Origin of the sequence: Austwickia sp. TVS 96-490-7B (assembly GCF_019331795.1) — a bacterium.
Classification (GTDB): Bacteria; Actinomycetota; Actinomycetes; order Actinomycetales; family Dermatophilaceae; genus Austwickia.
This window is the reverse complement of record NZ_JAHPZL010000001.1, coordinates 129,616-143,988: the sequence shown is the minus strand read 5'-3', so window position 1 is coordinate 143,988 and position 14,373 is coordinate 129,616. Positions and strand designations below refer to the sequence as shown.

The following is a 14,373-nucleotide window of genomic DNA, read 5'->3' as shown; positions in this document are numbered from 1 at the left end:
CAGCGCTCGACGCGGCATCGCCAGGCATCACACGACGCGCTCAACCCATGATCCAGTCCGATTGCATGTCAGATCTCTCGGCGGCTCAGGGCGAGGATAGCCACCCACAGGCAGAGGCCGGTCGAGGCCAGCGATGTCGCGGCCGGCCAGGCCCAATCCACTGAATTACCCTGTGCCAGTTTGGGCAGGACTGCGACGACACCGGCCGGGCTATACCTGGCAGCGGTGTCCCACATGCTCAATGTCGACAGGACGATTAGAACCGCACATCCCAGCCCGGCTGCTCCAGCCGCCGACCGTAGAACGCTGCTGAACAGCAACGACAGCGCTAAGGAGAGGACCGCGAGGGTAGACCACAAAGCACTGGCCCCGACTAATGGGCCGCAGGGGATGCTGGGGAACATCGCCAATGTCACGCCCCAAGTCAGCAGCGTAGCGACGGTCGTCGTACCAAGGATGAGGAGGGTGGCCGCGGCGAACTTAGCCATGACGAAGGCGACTCTGCTGATTGGTTTCGTGAGGACGATTGGGGCAACCCCTCCCGCAATCTCCCCACAGACGCTGCCGCTTGCCGTGACGATAACGATCAGCACCGTGAGGGGTGTCAGATTCTTCACCCACTGGGCGTAGGCGTCCCATGCGGTCGGATCTGGGAGCGCCGGGACACCAGCGCCCATCGTCGCGGTAAGCAGTCGCGGCGCCATAGCGGCCAAGATCGGACTCGCAACCGCGTTCAGCAGCATAAAACCCGGGAGGACAGCGATGCGCCACGTACGAAGCGTCTCGCGAACTTCTTTCATGAGCATCGCCCGGAAGCCGTTCATGATGCCTCCGCTTGTCCGGTGATGGCGAGGAAGACATCCTCGAGGGTAGCCACGCTGGTCATGTAACGGTCCAGGGCCAACCGTTCGGCGGCGATGAGCTGGGGGATTCGAAGACTCGCGGGTTCGGCGGCGCGCAGCTGCAGAATCCACCCGTCCTCGGTGTCCTCAATGGCGCTGACCCAAGGCTCAGCCGCCAAGGTCTGCCGTAAATGAATCAGCGAGCCGGTCCGGTGCGGGTCTGTCACGCGCAGATGCACACGTGCATGATTTCGGTATCGCTCCGTCAGCTCCTGCAGAGGCGCTTGGATCATGCATCGCCCGTGGTCGAGGATGGCTACGTGATCAGCCACGCGCTCGACATCGGACAGGATGTGCGTGGAGAAGACGACGGTCGTGCGCCCACGCAGGGACGCCACCAGATCGAGGATCTGGTGGCGTCCGATGGGGTCCAGCGCGGAGGTCGGCTCGTCGAGGATGAGCAGGTGCGGCGCATTGATCAGCGCTTGTGCGATCCCAAGCCGCTGCTTCATGCCACGCGAGTACCCACCAATCTTAGTGGTTACTCCGTTGAGCCCGACCATCTCCAGGAGCGTGGTGCTCCGCTCCCTGAGCGTCCTCTCCGCTAGTCCGTGGGCGTGACCGGCGAATGCCATGAACTCGGGGGCGCGCATCCATTCGTAGAAGCCCGGCACGTCCGGTAGATAACCCACCATTGAGGTGAGTTTCGCCCTGTCCCGGCCCATATCGTGCCCCAAAATATGGGCCGTTCCGGCCGTCGGCCGGGCCAGGCCGAGTAACAGGCGGATGGTCGTCGTCTTGCCGGCGCCGTTTGAACCCAAGAAGCCGAAAACCTGGCCTGACTCCACGGTGAGGTCGAGACCCTCCAGGGCCACCTTGTCGCGGTACGCCTTGCGCAGGCCGCGCGTCTCGACGGCATTCATCGGGGGCCGCCCGAGGCGGTGCACACGGACCCGGCCGATATGGCAGCCGATTGCATGTGGGTCTCCATAGTGAAGAGATGCGATGGGCTCACGGCTTCTCCTCGCGCGGTGGTTTTTTTTGGGGGGAGGCGGAGCCGACACCGTGTCCTTGTGGGCCATCCGTGAGCGTCACCGCCTCGCAGCCTTGCGCTCTGATCAGCAGATGATCCGCATCGAGCTCATGTTTCTCGGTGCCCCCAACATCCGACAGGACACGAGCCGTGACCGTCGGTCGGGCACCGACCCGCGCCTCGGATCGCCCCCGCAGGGCGGTCACCTCAGGCCACGTGCGTAGCTGCTCGGTGAGCCTCCACCGCTGGAGAGATTTTTCGCCACGGGTACGAGGTCGTATCTCGCCACCACCTGCATGCACATCGCACGACAGGGAGCGGATGCAGCCCTCCAAGAAGGGCTGCTCCACCATGCGTAAGCAAAAGCTCATCGCTTGCCATAGAGCACATCAGCTACGTGGTCTGGATGGGATGTGCCGATCCGGCCGTGGTTGTCGATGGCTGCGGGACGGCGGCCAAAGAACAGGAACGTGATCGCGCCGATGAAGTTGAGGAGCAAAATTGCCGCTAGCCAGACCCAGCGATTTCCAGTAAATCGGTCGGCGGGGGTTCGTGCCCACCGGAAGAGCGCCAATGCGAGTAAGCAAATCTCGGCGATGGCGAGGGGTACAAGAATGCGCCAGCCCAATGCAGTCGCCGACTCATAGGCGGGGGCACCGGTGATGAGGTCCTGAGCGAAGGGGAACATGCAGATATCCCTTCTGCGCGTGGCGCGGCGCCTCGGCTTGAGGGCAGTCCGCCGGGTACCTACCGATCGAACAGCGCGCGTGCGCACCCCGAACGATAGGACTCGGGCACTCCTGCCGCATGGTTAAAGAACAGGTGGGCGATGCGCCGACGAAGCCTGGCGCCTCGCGGAATCGGTGGTACGTCCGATCTACTCAGACCACTGAGGCTAGTGTAATTCCACGTACCTTGCTTTGTGAGGGATAGCCGCTCATTGCTTGAAGGCGCTCCTATGTGAGCTCTGCTAGAGCTGTGGCACCCGGTGCGGGCCGCGCTGGGTGGGGAATGTCCGCCAGCCAGAACGGAGACGTCTGTCGAGGGGTCGGCTGATGCGCTCGTAGCAGCTCGATGGAGGGCAGTGTGCCAGCGTGACAGTGAAGACCTGGCTACACAAGGATCTCAAATCGTTTGTATGGACCAAGACCGCCGACTACATCCTCGATACTTTCGCCGGCTACTGCCAACGAATCGACGACTCACGACAATAAAAGGTGGGGGAACTGCCCCCGTCGTAAATCAGGGGGCTGGTGTGGGGTCGTCTGTTTCCGGAAGGGGAAGCAGGCTGCTGAGGTGCGCGATCTGGCGGCGTACTTCGGCGGAGTCGATCGAGTAATGGGCCCATCTGCCGCGTCGCTCTCGTGTGAGCAGGCCTGCTGCGACGAGGCGGCTCAGGTGGTGACTCATCGTGGGTTGGCTGATCCCTAACGCCTCAGGGAGAGTGCAGGAGCAGACGGTGCCGCCAGGAGCTGCGGCGATGTGGTGCATCAGGCGGAGTCTCACCGGGTCGGCTAGGGCTTTGAGGATGCTCGCCTGGGCCTGGGCTTGCTCTGGTGGAAGTAAGGCGGCGGCGTGGTCGACGCAGGGCGAGGAGGTGGGGGTCGGGGACGCCGTCATGGGGCCACCCTAGATCACATTGACGGGGGTCGATATGAGGGCTAGCGTCTCACGTATAGACATCCATCGATATATTGATGGTGAGGTGACTGAGGAGGAAACGGTGTCTTCTGAGCTGCCACACGACACCAAGCCCACCACGACCCGCTCGGGACTCGCGGTGCAGCTTCTCCTGGTCGCCGCCGCGTGGGTCCTGCTCTACGCCCTCAACGAGCAGCTGTGGACCTGGCTCTTCGTCGACCTAGCTGGCCTAAACCTTGCCGATCGTTTGTCCGGAGCGCTTCACTTCTTTCTCTATGACAGCAGCAAAGTGCTGCTGCTCCTGCTCGGGATGATCTTTGTGATCGGAATGCTCCGCACGGCCATCCGGCCCGAATCCGTGCGCACCTGGCTGCACGGGCGATCGTTGCCCATGGCGCTGATCTTGGCAGCTCTGTTTGGCGCGATCACTCCGTTCTGCTCATGCAGTTCCATCCCGTTGTTCATCGGATTCGTCGCTGCTGGGGTGCCGTTGGCAGTGACGCTGACCTTCCTCATCGCATCCCCACTGGTCAATGAAGTGGCGGTCATCCTGCTCGGCCAGACTTTCGGATGGGGACTAACCACGGCGTACGTCGTGTCCGGTCTGGGGCTGGCGATCATCCTCGGCGCGATGTTCTCCCGCCTCGACCTTGATGACCAGGTCGCTGACTTCGTTAGGGACACCCCCACCGCACGACTCCACGCCACCGGTCACCGCCCCACCCTGGCGGAGCGCGTCGCCGCTGCCCGCGAAGAGACCAACCAGATCGTCGGCCGAGTCTGGATGTGGGTCTTCATCGGTGTCGCTGTCGGTGCCCTCATCCACGGCTGGGTGCCCGCAGACTTCCTCACGACCTACGCCGGTCCAGGCAACCCCCTGGCCGTGCCCGTCGTCACTGCGCTGGGTGTTCCGCTGTATGCCAACGCTGCCGGCGTGGTCCCCATCGCTGAAGCGCTCTACGCCAAAGGTATGGCTCCAGGAACGGTGCTGAGTTTCATGATGGCCACCGTGGCGCTGTCCCTCCCGGAGTTTGTCCTGCTCAAACAGGTCCTTAAACCACGTCTACTGGCCTTGTTCTTCGGGTCAGTCGCCATGGGCATCATGGTGATCGGCGTTGGGTTCAACGCTTTCGCCTGACCACTTTGAAGACCGACACCACCCGCCGCCCACCTCACAGAAACGGATCGCCAGATGCATATCAAAATCCTCGGCCCCGGTTGCCGGAACTGCACCACATTAGAAGCCGAAACCCGGGCCGCTGTCCAACGACTGGGCTTGGACGCCACGATCGAAAAAGTCACTGCCTACCCCGACATCGCGGCATACGGGATCATGTCGACCCCTGGTCTGGTCGTCGATGAGGAAGTGCTGGTCTCTGGGCGAGTCCCTAAGCAGGACGAAATCGTAGCCCTGCTGAGCCGTTGACATGCCCCCTCACCAGGCTCCTCAGCGCTGCCGTCTGTGTTTTTTTGCCTGTCATCCACAATGCGGGGCGTTCACAGATGGCTGCGGCGTACCTCCGGCATCTCTTAGCAGGAGCAATCGAAGTGCGATCTGCTGGCTCGGTGCCAGCAGAAACCATTAACCCAGGACAGGTAAGGGCGTTATTCATGAGCGATTCGCCCTTTTAATGAATATCTAGAAGCTTGCAAGCCGCAAGTATCTCCGGCACGCATGCCGCGCAAGATCTAATCGCTCGTGAATAACGCCCTAAAGCAGCACGATAGGACCGTAGGTGGGTTTGCTTTGTAGGTGAGAAAAGGACAAAAAGTGAAACCGATCCCTCCATCTCGGACCCCTATCGCCCCAAAATTTTCCGGATCACCGCAGATCAGCCTCTGCGGTGCCATGGTGACAGGTGTGTATCGATTGCTGCCCGGGATGCAGGGGGTGGGCCGATAACACCTCGTGAATAACGCCCTGAGCTGACCATAAATTTACCTAATTAACCAAGACTTGAAGAAAATTTAAATGACGATTAAAAAAAATACCGGAAAAATAAACTTTGAATGTAAAGATTGCATTACAGTAAATCTTGAAACACTTTTCTGTAATGCATTAGGTCCCATCGTAGAAAGGGCGTTATTCATGGGGTATTTGCCGTTTCGTAAAATGAGGGCGTTATTCACGAGGCATTTCCAGGTCATTCTTGGCTACCAGCCAAGTCGATAGAGCTCGAGTCGGGTAATGACGGCAATGATATCGGGGAGTTCTGTGAGTCTGCCTCGCCAAGAATGCTGACACTGGCCATGGGGGAGGCTCGTGGGGATTTTCAGAAGGGGCTATACGGATAGACGGTTCCAGTGCCATTAAGAGTCAAGACACGCTCACGGTCAATGTTGGAGGCGGGGGTAAACCTGCAGGCGGTCAATTGGCACTTGGTTCCACATATGGGGGAGGGGGTGCCGGGGGGCGGCATGTGCTAGCCAATGAGACCCCTGTCGATGACACTGGCATAGGCGCTAGTGGGGGAGGATACTCCGGTGTTTTTATGGGGGCATCCCCAGATGCGGCCCACTATTTAGTGATAGCCGGTGGCGGAGGTGGTTCCGCTCCCTCAGCTGCTGGTCAGGGTGGAGGTGGTGGCGGTGAAACTGCAGATGCAGGTGGGCCATCACGCGGCGGTGGCGGAGGAAATCTTTCTGCCGGTGGCACTTCCCCTGGTGCAGGAGGAGAGTGCCTCCCTGGGGAATCGGGCTCGTCCCTCACAGGTGGCAAAGGCGGGAACAGCTGGGGTGCGAACGGGGGGGCTGGTGGTGGAGGAGGAGGTGGAGTCTTCGGTGGTGGCGGGGGAACAGGTGCGAATGCTGATCAGCCAGACTGTGGGGGAGACCAAGCCGCCGGTGGGGGCGGTGGCGGTTCGGGAGCTGTCCAGTCAATTTTTAATCTGATGTCTTCGACAGCTAATGGTGCCATGGGTGTGCAGAATGCTGGCGATCCTCCCTCTCCTGGCGTGGCAATTCCACCCGGTAACACTGATCCAAATTATATGTCAGGGGTAGGTGTTGGGGGAGGATTTGATCCTTCTAATGGCACTTCATCGGGCGGGCCTGGTCTCGTAGTGATCATGTGGAATATCCCTTCATTGAGTATTACGGGACCAGCCAATAACTCGTCCACGTCTTCATTGCGGCCAACGGCCTCGGGGAGGGGCACTCCGGGGTGGACAGTTAGTGTGCGTCGTGGCGGAAACATTATTTGCACCGCTCTCGTCGCGCCCGATGGATCGTGGTCCTGTAGTCCGTCTAGTGATCTTTCGCAGGGTGAAGTTACCTACAGTGCAACGCAGCAATTCGGTCAGGATCCGGAGTCTGCGGCGGTGACGACGACCTTCATGATTACTGCACCGCCTCCGTCTCCACCCGTGGTAGCGGCTCCGACGTTGACAGGTCCAGTGAATGGATCAGTGGTGCGGGATACGGTGCGTCCGGTGGCATTGGGGACAGGGACTATTGGCAGTGTCATCACTGTGCGTTCTGGCGGCGCGGTGGTGTGTACGGCTGTGGTGGGTCCAGATGGGCGGTGGTCGTGTACTCCTCTTGCGGATTTGTCCGCAGGTGTTCACACGTATACCGCGACGCAGCGAGCAAATAGCCCTGGTGCGCTGGAATCCGGCTCGGTATCGACCACGTTCACGATAGAGCTACCTGCGTTGCCCGCTCCGGTGATTCTGACTCCTGCTGAGGGAGGTTTTGCGGGGAGGACTCCCCAGATCACTGGGACTGGAAAGCCGGGCGCCCAGGTGAGTGTGACTAATGTGACTGATGGGGCCGTGTTGTGTACGGCGTTAGTGGGTTTCGATGGGAAATGGTCTTGTCGGTCTTCACAGTTGCCGTTCGGGGGGCAGCGGATAAAAGCAGTCCAAAAGATGCCGGATGGGCCAGTCAGCCCGGTATCGCCGGTAAGAAACTTCACGGTGGCGGTAACGCTGTCTGGGGCGGTGTTTAAGGACAGCAACCGTAACGGCCGTCTGGATGCCGGTGAACTGGTCATGGATGGTGTCCGGCTTGAACTGGGGTCCGCTGGGCCTGACGGCACATTTGGTACTAGCGATGATGTCCAGTTGGGCGCTGCGACGACCAGGGCTGGGGTATTCAGTTTTCCTGGGATCATGCCGGGGATGTATCAGTTGCGCCTGATTTCATCAACCTTGCCGCGTGGGATGTATCCAACCAACGATAAGGATGGAAGTGCTGATCGACGGATCGTGGTGGATGTTCCTGAGACTGCGTCGGCGCTTCAGTTGACCGGTCCAGTCTTGGGAGCAGATGCAGCGACGTTAGGCAGCTTGGATTTCGGTGAGATGTTTGCCGGGATCGATGTGGTCGTGCGTGACGCTCAAGGCAATCCGATCCGTAACGCTGATGTTTCATTCACAGACGCGGCAGGGACGGTGTTCACCGGGCGCACCGATGCGCAAGGGCGATTGGTCATTGATGGCAGCGCTGACAAGCCGATGGCGCTAGGCAGCGGTCAGGTGACTGCAACCCTCAGCGATGGCCGTTCTACGACTACTGATGTCGGCGTCGCGACCACAGTCACCAAAGTTGTCGCGCAGATCCCTGGAGATGCGCCTCAACCGCCCGCACCGACACCCCCAAGTCCGACGTCTGGTCCTGGCGGGGATCAAGAAGCCACGGCGGATCAGACCTTGCCGTACACCGGTGCGATTGGTGTCTGGGATCTGCTGTTGCCAGGGTTGACGGCAATGGTGGCGGGCGTGTTGTTACTCGTGGCTAGCCAACATCGACACTTCAGGAATACCAGACGTCAAGTCTGACGTCATAGATCAAGGGCCGGTCCGGTTGAAGCATGCGATAGCGTGGCTCCGGACCGGCCCTCTGACATCTCCTGGTGCTGAGACGTCGTTTGTCTGAGCGACGCGAACAGGCTTTGAACCACCAGGTCAGCGAGATGATCGGGTGTTACGGTGGGGGCGGCCGCAGACCTGTGGCCTATCGACTGCTCAGCGAAGCCGGTGTGAATCCGGCGCTGTCCCGCAACGGTGATGTTCGAGTTCGGTGTGACGCCAGACTCGACTCAGTCCGGTCGCCTGACCGTCGATGACCCATCGATCCCCGAGGTAGGGATCCGGGTGGCGACCGCTCTCGGTCGACGTATCCCGGTGCCCTACGCCTGGGGACGGCGCTACCGAGGAGCTAGCGAGATGCTTCAGCCCACCATCCCGACCCGGCGGCAACCCCACCCGGTCGGCACCGACCTGCCCACCGGACCATCTGGCGCCTCCGCAGAGATGATCACCCCGCCCCTGTCCACCTGGTCCGGGACGCGACACCACGGGCAGCAGTCGCTGTGGCAGGCTGGCACGCTCAAGCGACTCATCCACGACAGCCACCGTGAGCAGGGACGACTCGACCAAGAGGACTGGATCAACACGGCCCTAGTGGAAGACAGTTTTGAACTGGTCATGGCGCACGATCATCGCGGGCATCCCGTGGCCGGGGTGGACGTCGTCCGAGATGCTTCCGGTCGGCTCGCGCTCACGCAACGGGCGGTGCTGCCACGTTTCCATGGCAGCCCGGCCTTCGCCGGTCTGATCCGGCAGATCCTGGATGCTCACCTGGACCCGGACACGGACCACGCTGTCGTCGTGAAAGGCGACGCCATCGAGACGGCTTTAGACGCTCAGGGATGGCAGGTCAGTGGATACGCCGGTGATGGTCGACATGTGTGGCACCTGCCGGTGGAGCACCCGTGAGCTGTCTCCCGCCCGGGGACGACACCGATCACCGACGGGGCGGCGTACCGACCCTAGCCGGTACGCCGCCCCACCAAGACATGAATCAGACCACGCCGTACAGACGGTCTCCAGCGTCACCCAGACCGGGAACGATGTACCCCTGCTCGTTGAGCTGGTCATCGACAGCACCGACGACGAGTTTCACTGAGAGGCCACGGCCTTCGTAGCGCTGCTTGACGTGCTCGATGCCCTCGGGGGCAGCCAGCAGACACACCGCAGTGATGTCATCCGCACCCAACTGCAACAGATAATCAATCGCCATCACCAGCGAATGCCCTGTCGCCAACATCGGGTCGACGAGGAAACACTGCCGACCAGTCAACGACTTCGGCAGCCGGTTCGCATACGTGGTGACCTCTAAAGTCTCCTCGTCACGGACCATGCCGAGGAAACCCACCTCAGCGCTGGGCAACAACCGCACCATGCCTTCCAACATGCCCAAACCGGCACGCAGGATCGGCACGATCACGGGCTTGGGATCCGCCAGCTTGATGCCAGTCGTCGCGCACAGTGGCGTCTCGATCGGTTTGGGCTCGACACGCACCTCCCGCGTCGCCTCATAGGCCAGCAGCGTCACCAGCTCCTCCGCCAAACGCCGGAACGTCGGGGAGTCGGTGTTCTTGTCACGCAGATAGGTGAGCTTGTGATTAATGAGCGGGTGATCGGCGACGTGGACACGCATGAGCAAAACTTACCGTGTGAGCAGCGCAACCGAGAGTTCTCACGTCGACAGGCGCCCCCGCCGACCCGCCGGGCCGGGAACGCCACGACGGTACGACGACTGGATGGGGCAGGCACTGGACCTGGCCGTCGCCACCGGCCGTACCGGTGACATCCCCATCGGCGCAGTCGTTGTCGATCCTGACGGGGCCGTCATCGGCTCAGGAGCCAACCGCCGAGAAGTCGACGGCGACCCCACCGGACACGCCGAAATCGTCGCTTTACGCCAGGCCGCAGCCACCCTGGGCCGGTGGCGCCTCGACGGCTGCACCCTCGTCGTCACCCTGGAACCCTGCCCGATGTGTGCTGGCGCCGCCTCACTGGCCCGCCTCGACCGGATCGTGCTGGGAGCCTGGGACCCCAAAGCAGGAGCCTGCGGCTCGGTCTGGGACGTCGTACGAGACCGACACGTCCTGCATCGGGTGGAAGTGGTCGGCGGAGTGCGGGAAGCCGAATGCGCGCAACTGCTGTGGGACTTCTTCCACGGTCTCCGGTGAACAACAGCAGCCGAACGGATTTCACACTCCACGTCTGCTCTAGTACCCTGGGCGGCGGTGGCGTGTCCGAGCGGCCAAAGGAGCACGCCTCGAAAGCGTGTGTGGGGGCAACTCCACCGTGGGTTCAAATCCCACCGCCACCGCCCATGGGAAGGCCCCGGAACTCACCGAACTACGTGAGCTCCGGGGCCTTCGTCATTCCCGCGGAAGTCTCTAGCGATAACGCGTCAGTAACACTTGCGCCAAGTGGCATCCTGTCAGCATGAGCTACTACCTCGGTCCCGGCCGACCGCTCACCTCGCTGTCGACGTGGCAAGAGCTCAAGGCCGCCGCCGCGGGCGGACTCCTGAGTGAGACGCAGTGGTGCGAGGTGAAGGAGATGCCGTCGCAGTCAAGCAAGGCCTCGAACGTCGAGCTGGCTAAGGATCTGGCTTCCCTCAGCGTTGATGGCGGCCTGCTCGTCTACGGCGTGGCTGACAAGTCCTTCGAGGTCGTCGGGTGTGACCTCACGAACTTTGAGACGCGCATCTCGCAGGTGGCGGCAACTCGTGTCACCCCGCCGCTGTCTCCTGTGCTGAACCCGCCTATCCCGTGCCCGGATGACGACGGCAAGCACGTGCTCATCGTCTCTGTGCCGGCTTCACCCGTTGCGCCGCACATGGTCGACGGGAGCTACTGGGGCCGCTCCAGCGATGGCAAGCGCAAGCTCGCAGATCCCGAGGTCCGCCGACTCATCCAGGCTCGCGAGAACGCAGAGGAGAAGTTCGGGCAGATCCTCGACGACCTCGTGCGAAACGACCCGCTGGATGACTTCGTGGAGGACATGCCCACTGGCAACGGCCACGTCTACTTCGTGGCGCAGCCATGCGCGCCGGTCCTCGCTAAACCCATTGAGATGGATGAGCTGCGGAACGTCCTGGCTAACCTGCGCCAGTCCCCTTCATACGAGTTGCTCGCTGGCTGCACGTACAACGCACATGACCCGAGCGGCGTGGGTCTGCGATCGCACACAGATGCTGTGAGCGCCTCCGATGAACGCGACCTCGCGCAAGTCGGTATCGCTGACAATTTCATCGTGAAGGCGGTATACGGCGGAGCTTCCACGCACCGGACTTGCCCTTCCGGACCGGGCTTCTATGTGCCTATCAACTCGGTTGTGGCCTTCGTTGCTCAATGCCTGAACCTGGTGCACCACGTTGGCACCTCCACCGGATACCAGGGCGAATGGCGCGTCGGGGTGCATCTCACGCATCTGCGTGGAGCGTCGCTTAACTCCGATGACATCTCCTTCCAGCCCGTGCCCTTACGGACAGATGAACTCCGACGTGTCGAAGTGATCCAGCCGACGAGCTGGACGGACCCGGGCGCGGACGCTGGGGACCAAGCAGTCATTCTCTTGCGGGGATTGCTGCGTGGGCTGAATATCCCTAACGAGAAGTATGTCGATCTCGTTCATAGGAGCTATTGACCAGCTGTAGTTCCTGGGAGTATCGCTCGCCTCGACTCGTGGAGGTTCCCCCGCCTTAACACGGCAGCAGTGTGAGCGACCCGATGCGCTTTCTGTTGGCGTGCACGAGAGCCCATGTCTCACTCGTCACCAGTCCTTCAACCGCCCGTCGGGACCTCTAGATTGCGCAGATTCGTTCCCGCGGCGAAGATGTCCGCTCCTAGCATCCACTTTGATGCTTTGATCAAGACATGAAGGTTAACTTTGGGCAGAGACTAAGCGATGGGCTCGCTTCACATCTCGAGTTCGACTATATCTGTAATCGAGGCCATAGTTTCGGCGAATACCACGTTCACGGGGCAGTCAACGAGATTCTTTCTGCCAACATCGACCCCGGGCGCTATCGTATCCACGCGGGCTACGCGCATCCGGCTATTAAGCGGATGGAAGAGGGCTCGGGGCGCCAGAAGGAGATCGACTTCTACATTGAGGAGCGAACGGGGAAAGAGGCCCTGCTGTGTGTTGAAGTCAAGTGGGCTGGTTCGAGTCATGCTAGCTCAAGGAATTGCTCACTCGACGTCCTGCGGCTAGCCGCAATTAAGGCTGCTAGCCCATCTGACGAGTGTCTGTTTGTCCTGGCAGGAGGTAAGACTGCGGTGGCAAATGTTCTCCGCAAATCGCCCCTAGCTTCATCTGAGGGGCACGATCCACGGCTTCTCGACTTCCCGAGAGCGGCGAAGGTATCCAAGAGGCGAATCTATCCGACGAGAAAGAACGGGAAACCAGTCAGTTTTATTGCTGCTCAGATCGACAAGGTTCCCTCGGTTCCCGATCTGATCTACACCACTCTCATCTCCCCAGCCAGCCTCAGCCCTAATCGATTCCAGGTCTTGATGTGGCGGGTGGGTGTCTAGTAAGGGCGTTATTCACGAGGGTTTTACCCCTTTGAGGAAAGTCAGGAAACTTGCAGGTTACAGGCCCCTGCAACGGGCGGGTCGTCCGACTTCTCGCCGCTCGTGAATAACGCTCTAAATCGCTAATGTCTTTTTCCTTCATTCATTCAAGGCGCCATCACTGGTCGCCTCGCGTTTTAAACCCGTGAGTCTTCGCGATGCCCAGTGGCTCGTGGCACGCGATTCTAGGCGGTGATGGTAGGTAGGTTGTAGAAAAACCGTGAGGTGGGTGAGTGCAAAGTGGACGCTTTACCTGTAGAGGCGTAGATAGCGGCATCCCTGCTGAGCTGGGAGCCTGCTCTATAAGAGCATTATTCACGAGCTCTTAGCCCAGGAGTGAGTTTTGCGTCGAAAAAGCCTGTGACCTGCAGGTTTGCAGATTTCCACCAAGGAGGCAAAACCCTCGTGAATAACGCCCTAAGGTGGTTATAAAGAAGTCGAATCGACGTGGGTTCGACTCCTTCCAATCCCAATTGTTATCTGCCGCCCACTCGTCCACTGGAGTGGCCAAGACCTGCTCAATGCCAGTAGATATTTCTCCTTGCTCAAACAGAGAGATGATGGCGGCTAGCTGGCTGTCCTGCATCACTTCACCCAGTCATTGCTAATGTTGCCGCCGCTGCTCCCCATTGATACTTCGATGCCATGATGCGACTCCACTTATTGGTGACGATATTTAACAGATTCATGCTCTCAGGAAAACTGCCGATACGGTACCAGTCGCGCAGCAGGACTCGATCCTGAGGCACTCGACGAGCCGATTGCTCGGGTTGTGGAGATTTTCCGCCCTCAAGGTCTGGACTTCACCCAGCACCGGTTCTCGGTAGAAGAGCACGTGATTCTGTCCTCGATGAAGCTCTGACCTTCTCCGGCATCTCTCTGGAGGAGCCGGTTGTCTGCCAACTATGCCGACTGGCATGAGGCTGGCTGTCCCCGGGGAAAGAGGAGGATGGGCGCTGGGAGCAAGCTGAATGCTCGCCGTACGTCGACATGGCCTCAGCGCCAGGCGATGTGAAGTGGGTAACACTCAAAAAATGGACAGCTGTCCATCACGTGAGACACATCGCGGGGTGTTGCCGCCCAGTGTCATGCGATTCATCCGGTGTCTTCGCCTGCTTGGCGATACGGGGAAGAGTGTCCGCTACTACTGAAGCTGAAGATGCCGGAAAAAAGCACAGGGCAATCACGCGACGCATCTTCAGGACGCGTCGAAGCTTCTCGGCAAGATTGCGTCCGCTGACAATAACGTCTCGGTAACTTGCCGCTCAATATCACACACATGGAGCTCGACGGAAATCCGTAGAGTCTTGAAGGTCAGAGCCACGCTGTGACCCTTGACCATACCCCATCTGGGACGTCACGCAAGTTAACGTCCGTCACTCCACTATCAGTCTGCAAGATTGCATCGACGCAGGTCAGAGCGGACTTATGCGAGAAACATCAGAAGGCGTGACGTGTGTAACCTCCTGAAAATCAAC

At 60.4% G+C, this 14,373-nt stretch carries 13 protein-coding genes, 1 tRNA gene and 1 riboswitch; of the genes, 9 read left to right on the top strand and 5 right to left on the bottom strand.

The genetic code is table 11. The features are described 5' to 3' along the window. Positions 1-68: 68 nt before the first annotated feature. The 4 genes from KEM60_RS00670 to KEM60_RS00655 all read right to left on the bottom strand — a co-directional run bounded on the left by KEM60_RS00670 (position 69) and on the right by KEM60_RS00655 (position 3,495). Positions 69-824, bottom strand: a complete 756-nt coding sequence (locus KEM60_RS00670; RefSeq protein ID WP_219105572.1) for an ABC transporter permease subunit — start codon at positions 822-824, stop codon at positions 69-71. Continuing rightward, the gene (locus KEM60_RS00665) at positions 821-1,765 is read right to left on the bottom strand and encodes an ABC transporter ATP-binding protein (RefSeq protein WP_219105571.1); all 945 of its coding nucleotides are present in this window, start codon (positions 1,763-1,765) and stop codon (positions 821-823) included. Before KEM60_RS00665 ends, KEM60_RS00670 begins: the two co-directional genes overlap by 4 nt. 477 nt (positions 1,766-2,242) lie before the next feature. After that, entirely contained in the window at positions 2,243-2,563 is a 321-nt protein-coding gene (locus KEM60_RS00660) for a PLD nuclease N-terminal domain-containing protein (protein WP_219105570.1), read from the bottom strand. Positions 2,564-3,117: 554 nt separating this feature from the next. Continuing rightward, positions 3,118-3,495, bottom strand: a complete 378-nt coding sequence (locus KEM60_RS00655; RefSeq protein WP_219105569.1) for a helix-turn-helix transcriptional regulator — start codon at positions 3,493-3,495, stop codon at positions 3,118-3,120. Positions 3,496-3,598: 103 nt separating this feature from the next. Here KEM60_RS00655 and KEM60_RS00650 point away from each other — a divergent pair, with 103 nt between their 5' ends. From KEM60_RS00650 to KEM60_RS00630, 5 genes are all read left to right on the top strand, one after another. Beyond that, complete coding sequence (locus KEM60_RS00650; RefSeq protein ID WP_255574090.1) at positions 3,599-4,654, top strand: permease; 1,056 nt, start codon at positions 3,599-3,601, stop codon at positions 4,652-4,654. Positions 4,655-4,708: 54 nt separating this feature from the next. Further along, a complete protein-coding gene (locus KEM60_RS00645) occupies positions 4,709-4,942 on the top strand; it encodes a thioredoxin family protein (protein WP_219105567.1) in 234 nt (77 codons plus the stop codon). Between the two features lie 1,163 nt (positions 4,943-6,105). After that, a complete protein-coding gene (locus KEM60_RS00640) occupies positions 6,106-6,408 on the top strand; it encodes a hypothetical protein (protein ID WP_219105566.1) in 303 nt (100 codons plus the stop codon). A gap of 428 nt (positions 6,409-6,836) precedes the next feature. Next, a complete protein-coding gene (locus KEM60_RS00635) occupies positions 6,837-8,297 on the top strand; it encodes an Ig-like domain-containing protein (protein WP_219105565.1) in 1,461 nt (486 codons plus the stop codon). 194 nt (positions 8,298-8,491) lie between these two features. Continuing rightward, positions 8,492-8,566, top strand: a riboswitch (cobalamin riboswitch). A 46-nt stretch (positions 8,567-8,612) separates the two neighbouring features. Next, positions 8,613-9,236 carry a hypothetical protein gene (locus tag KEM60_RS00630; RefSeq protein WP_219105564.1) on the top strand — a complete coding sequence of 208 codons (624 nt, stop codon included), beginning with the start codon at positions 8,613-8,615 and terminating at the stop codon, positions 9,234-9,236. Between the two features lie 85 nt (positions 9,237-9,321). Here the strand turns inward: KEM60_RS00630 and upp are convergent, their stop codons facing one another. Continuing rightward, complete coding sequence (upp, locus tag KEM60_RS00625) at positions 9,322-9,960, bottom strand: uracil phosphoribosyltransferase (RefSeq protein WP_219105563.1); 639 nt, start codon at positions 9,958-9,960, stop codon at positions 9,322-9,324. 103 nt (positions 9,961-10,063) lie between these two features. Here upp and KEM60_RS00620 point away from each other — a divergent pair, with 103 nt between their 5' ends. From KEM60_RS00620 to KEM60_RS00605, 4 genes are all read left to right on the top strand, one after another. Continuing rightward, positions 10,064-10,495, top strand: a complete 432-nt coding sequence (locus KEM60_RS00620; protein ID WP_219105871.1) for a nucleoside deaminase — start codon at positions 10,064-10,066, stop codon at positions 10,493-10,495. A 56-nt stretch (positions 10,496-10,551) separates the two neighbouring features. Then, positions 10,552-10,638: transfer RNA gene (locus KEM60_RS00615), tRNA-Ser, on the top strand. Positions 10,639-10,757: 119 nt separating this feature from the next. Then, positions 10,758-11,963 (top strand): helix-turn-helix domain-containing protein, encoded by a 1,206-nt coding sequence (locus KEM60_RS00610; RefSeq protein WP_219105562.1) that lies wholly within the window; start codon positions 10,758-10,760, stop codon positions 11,961-11,963. A 230-nt stretch (positions 11,964-12,193) separates the two neighbouring features. After that, a complete protein-coding gene (locus KEM60_RS00605) occupies positions 12,194-12,856 on the top strand; it encodes a hypothetical protein (protein WP_219105561.1) in 663 nt (220 codons plus the stop codon). Positions 12,857-14,373: the final 1,517 nt, after the last annotated feature.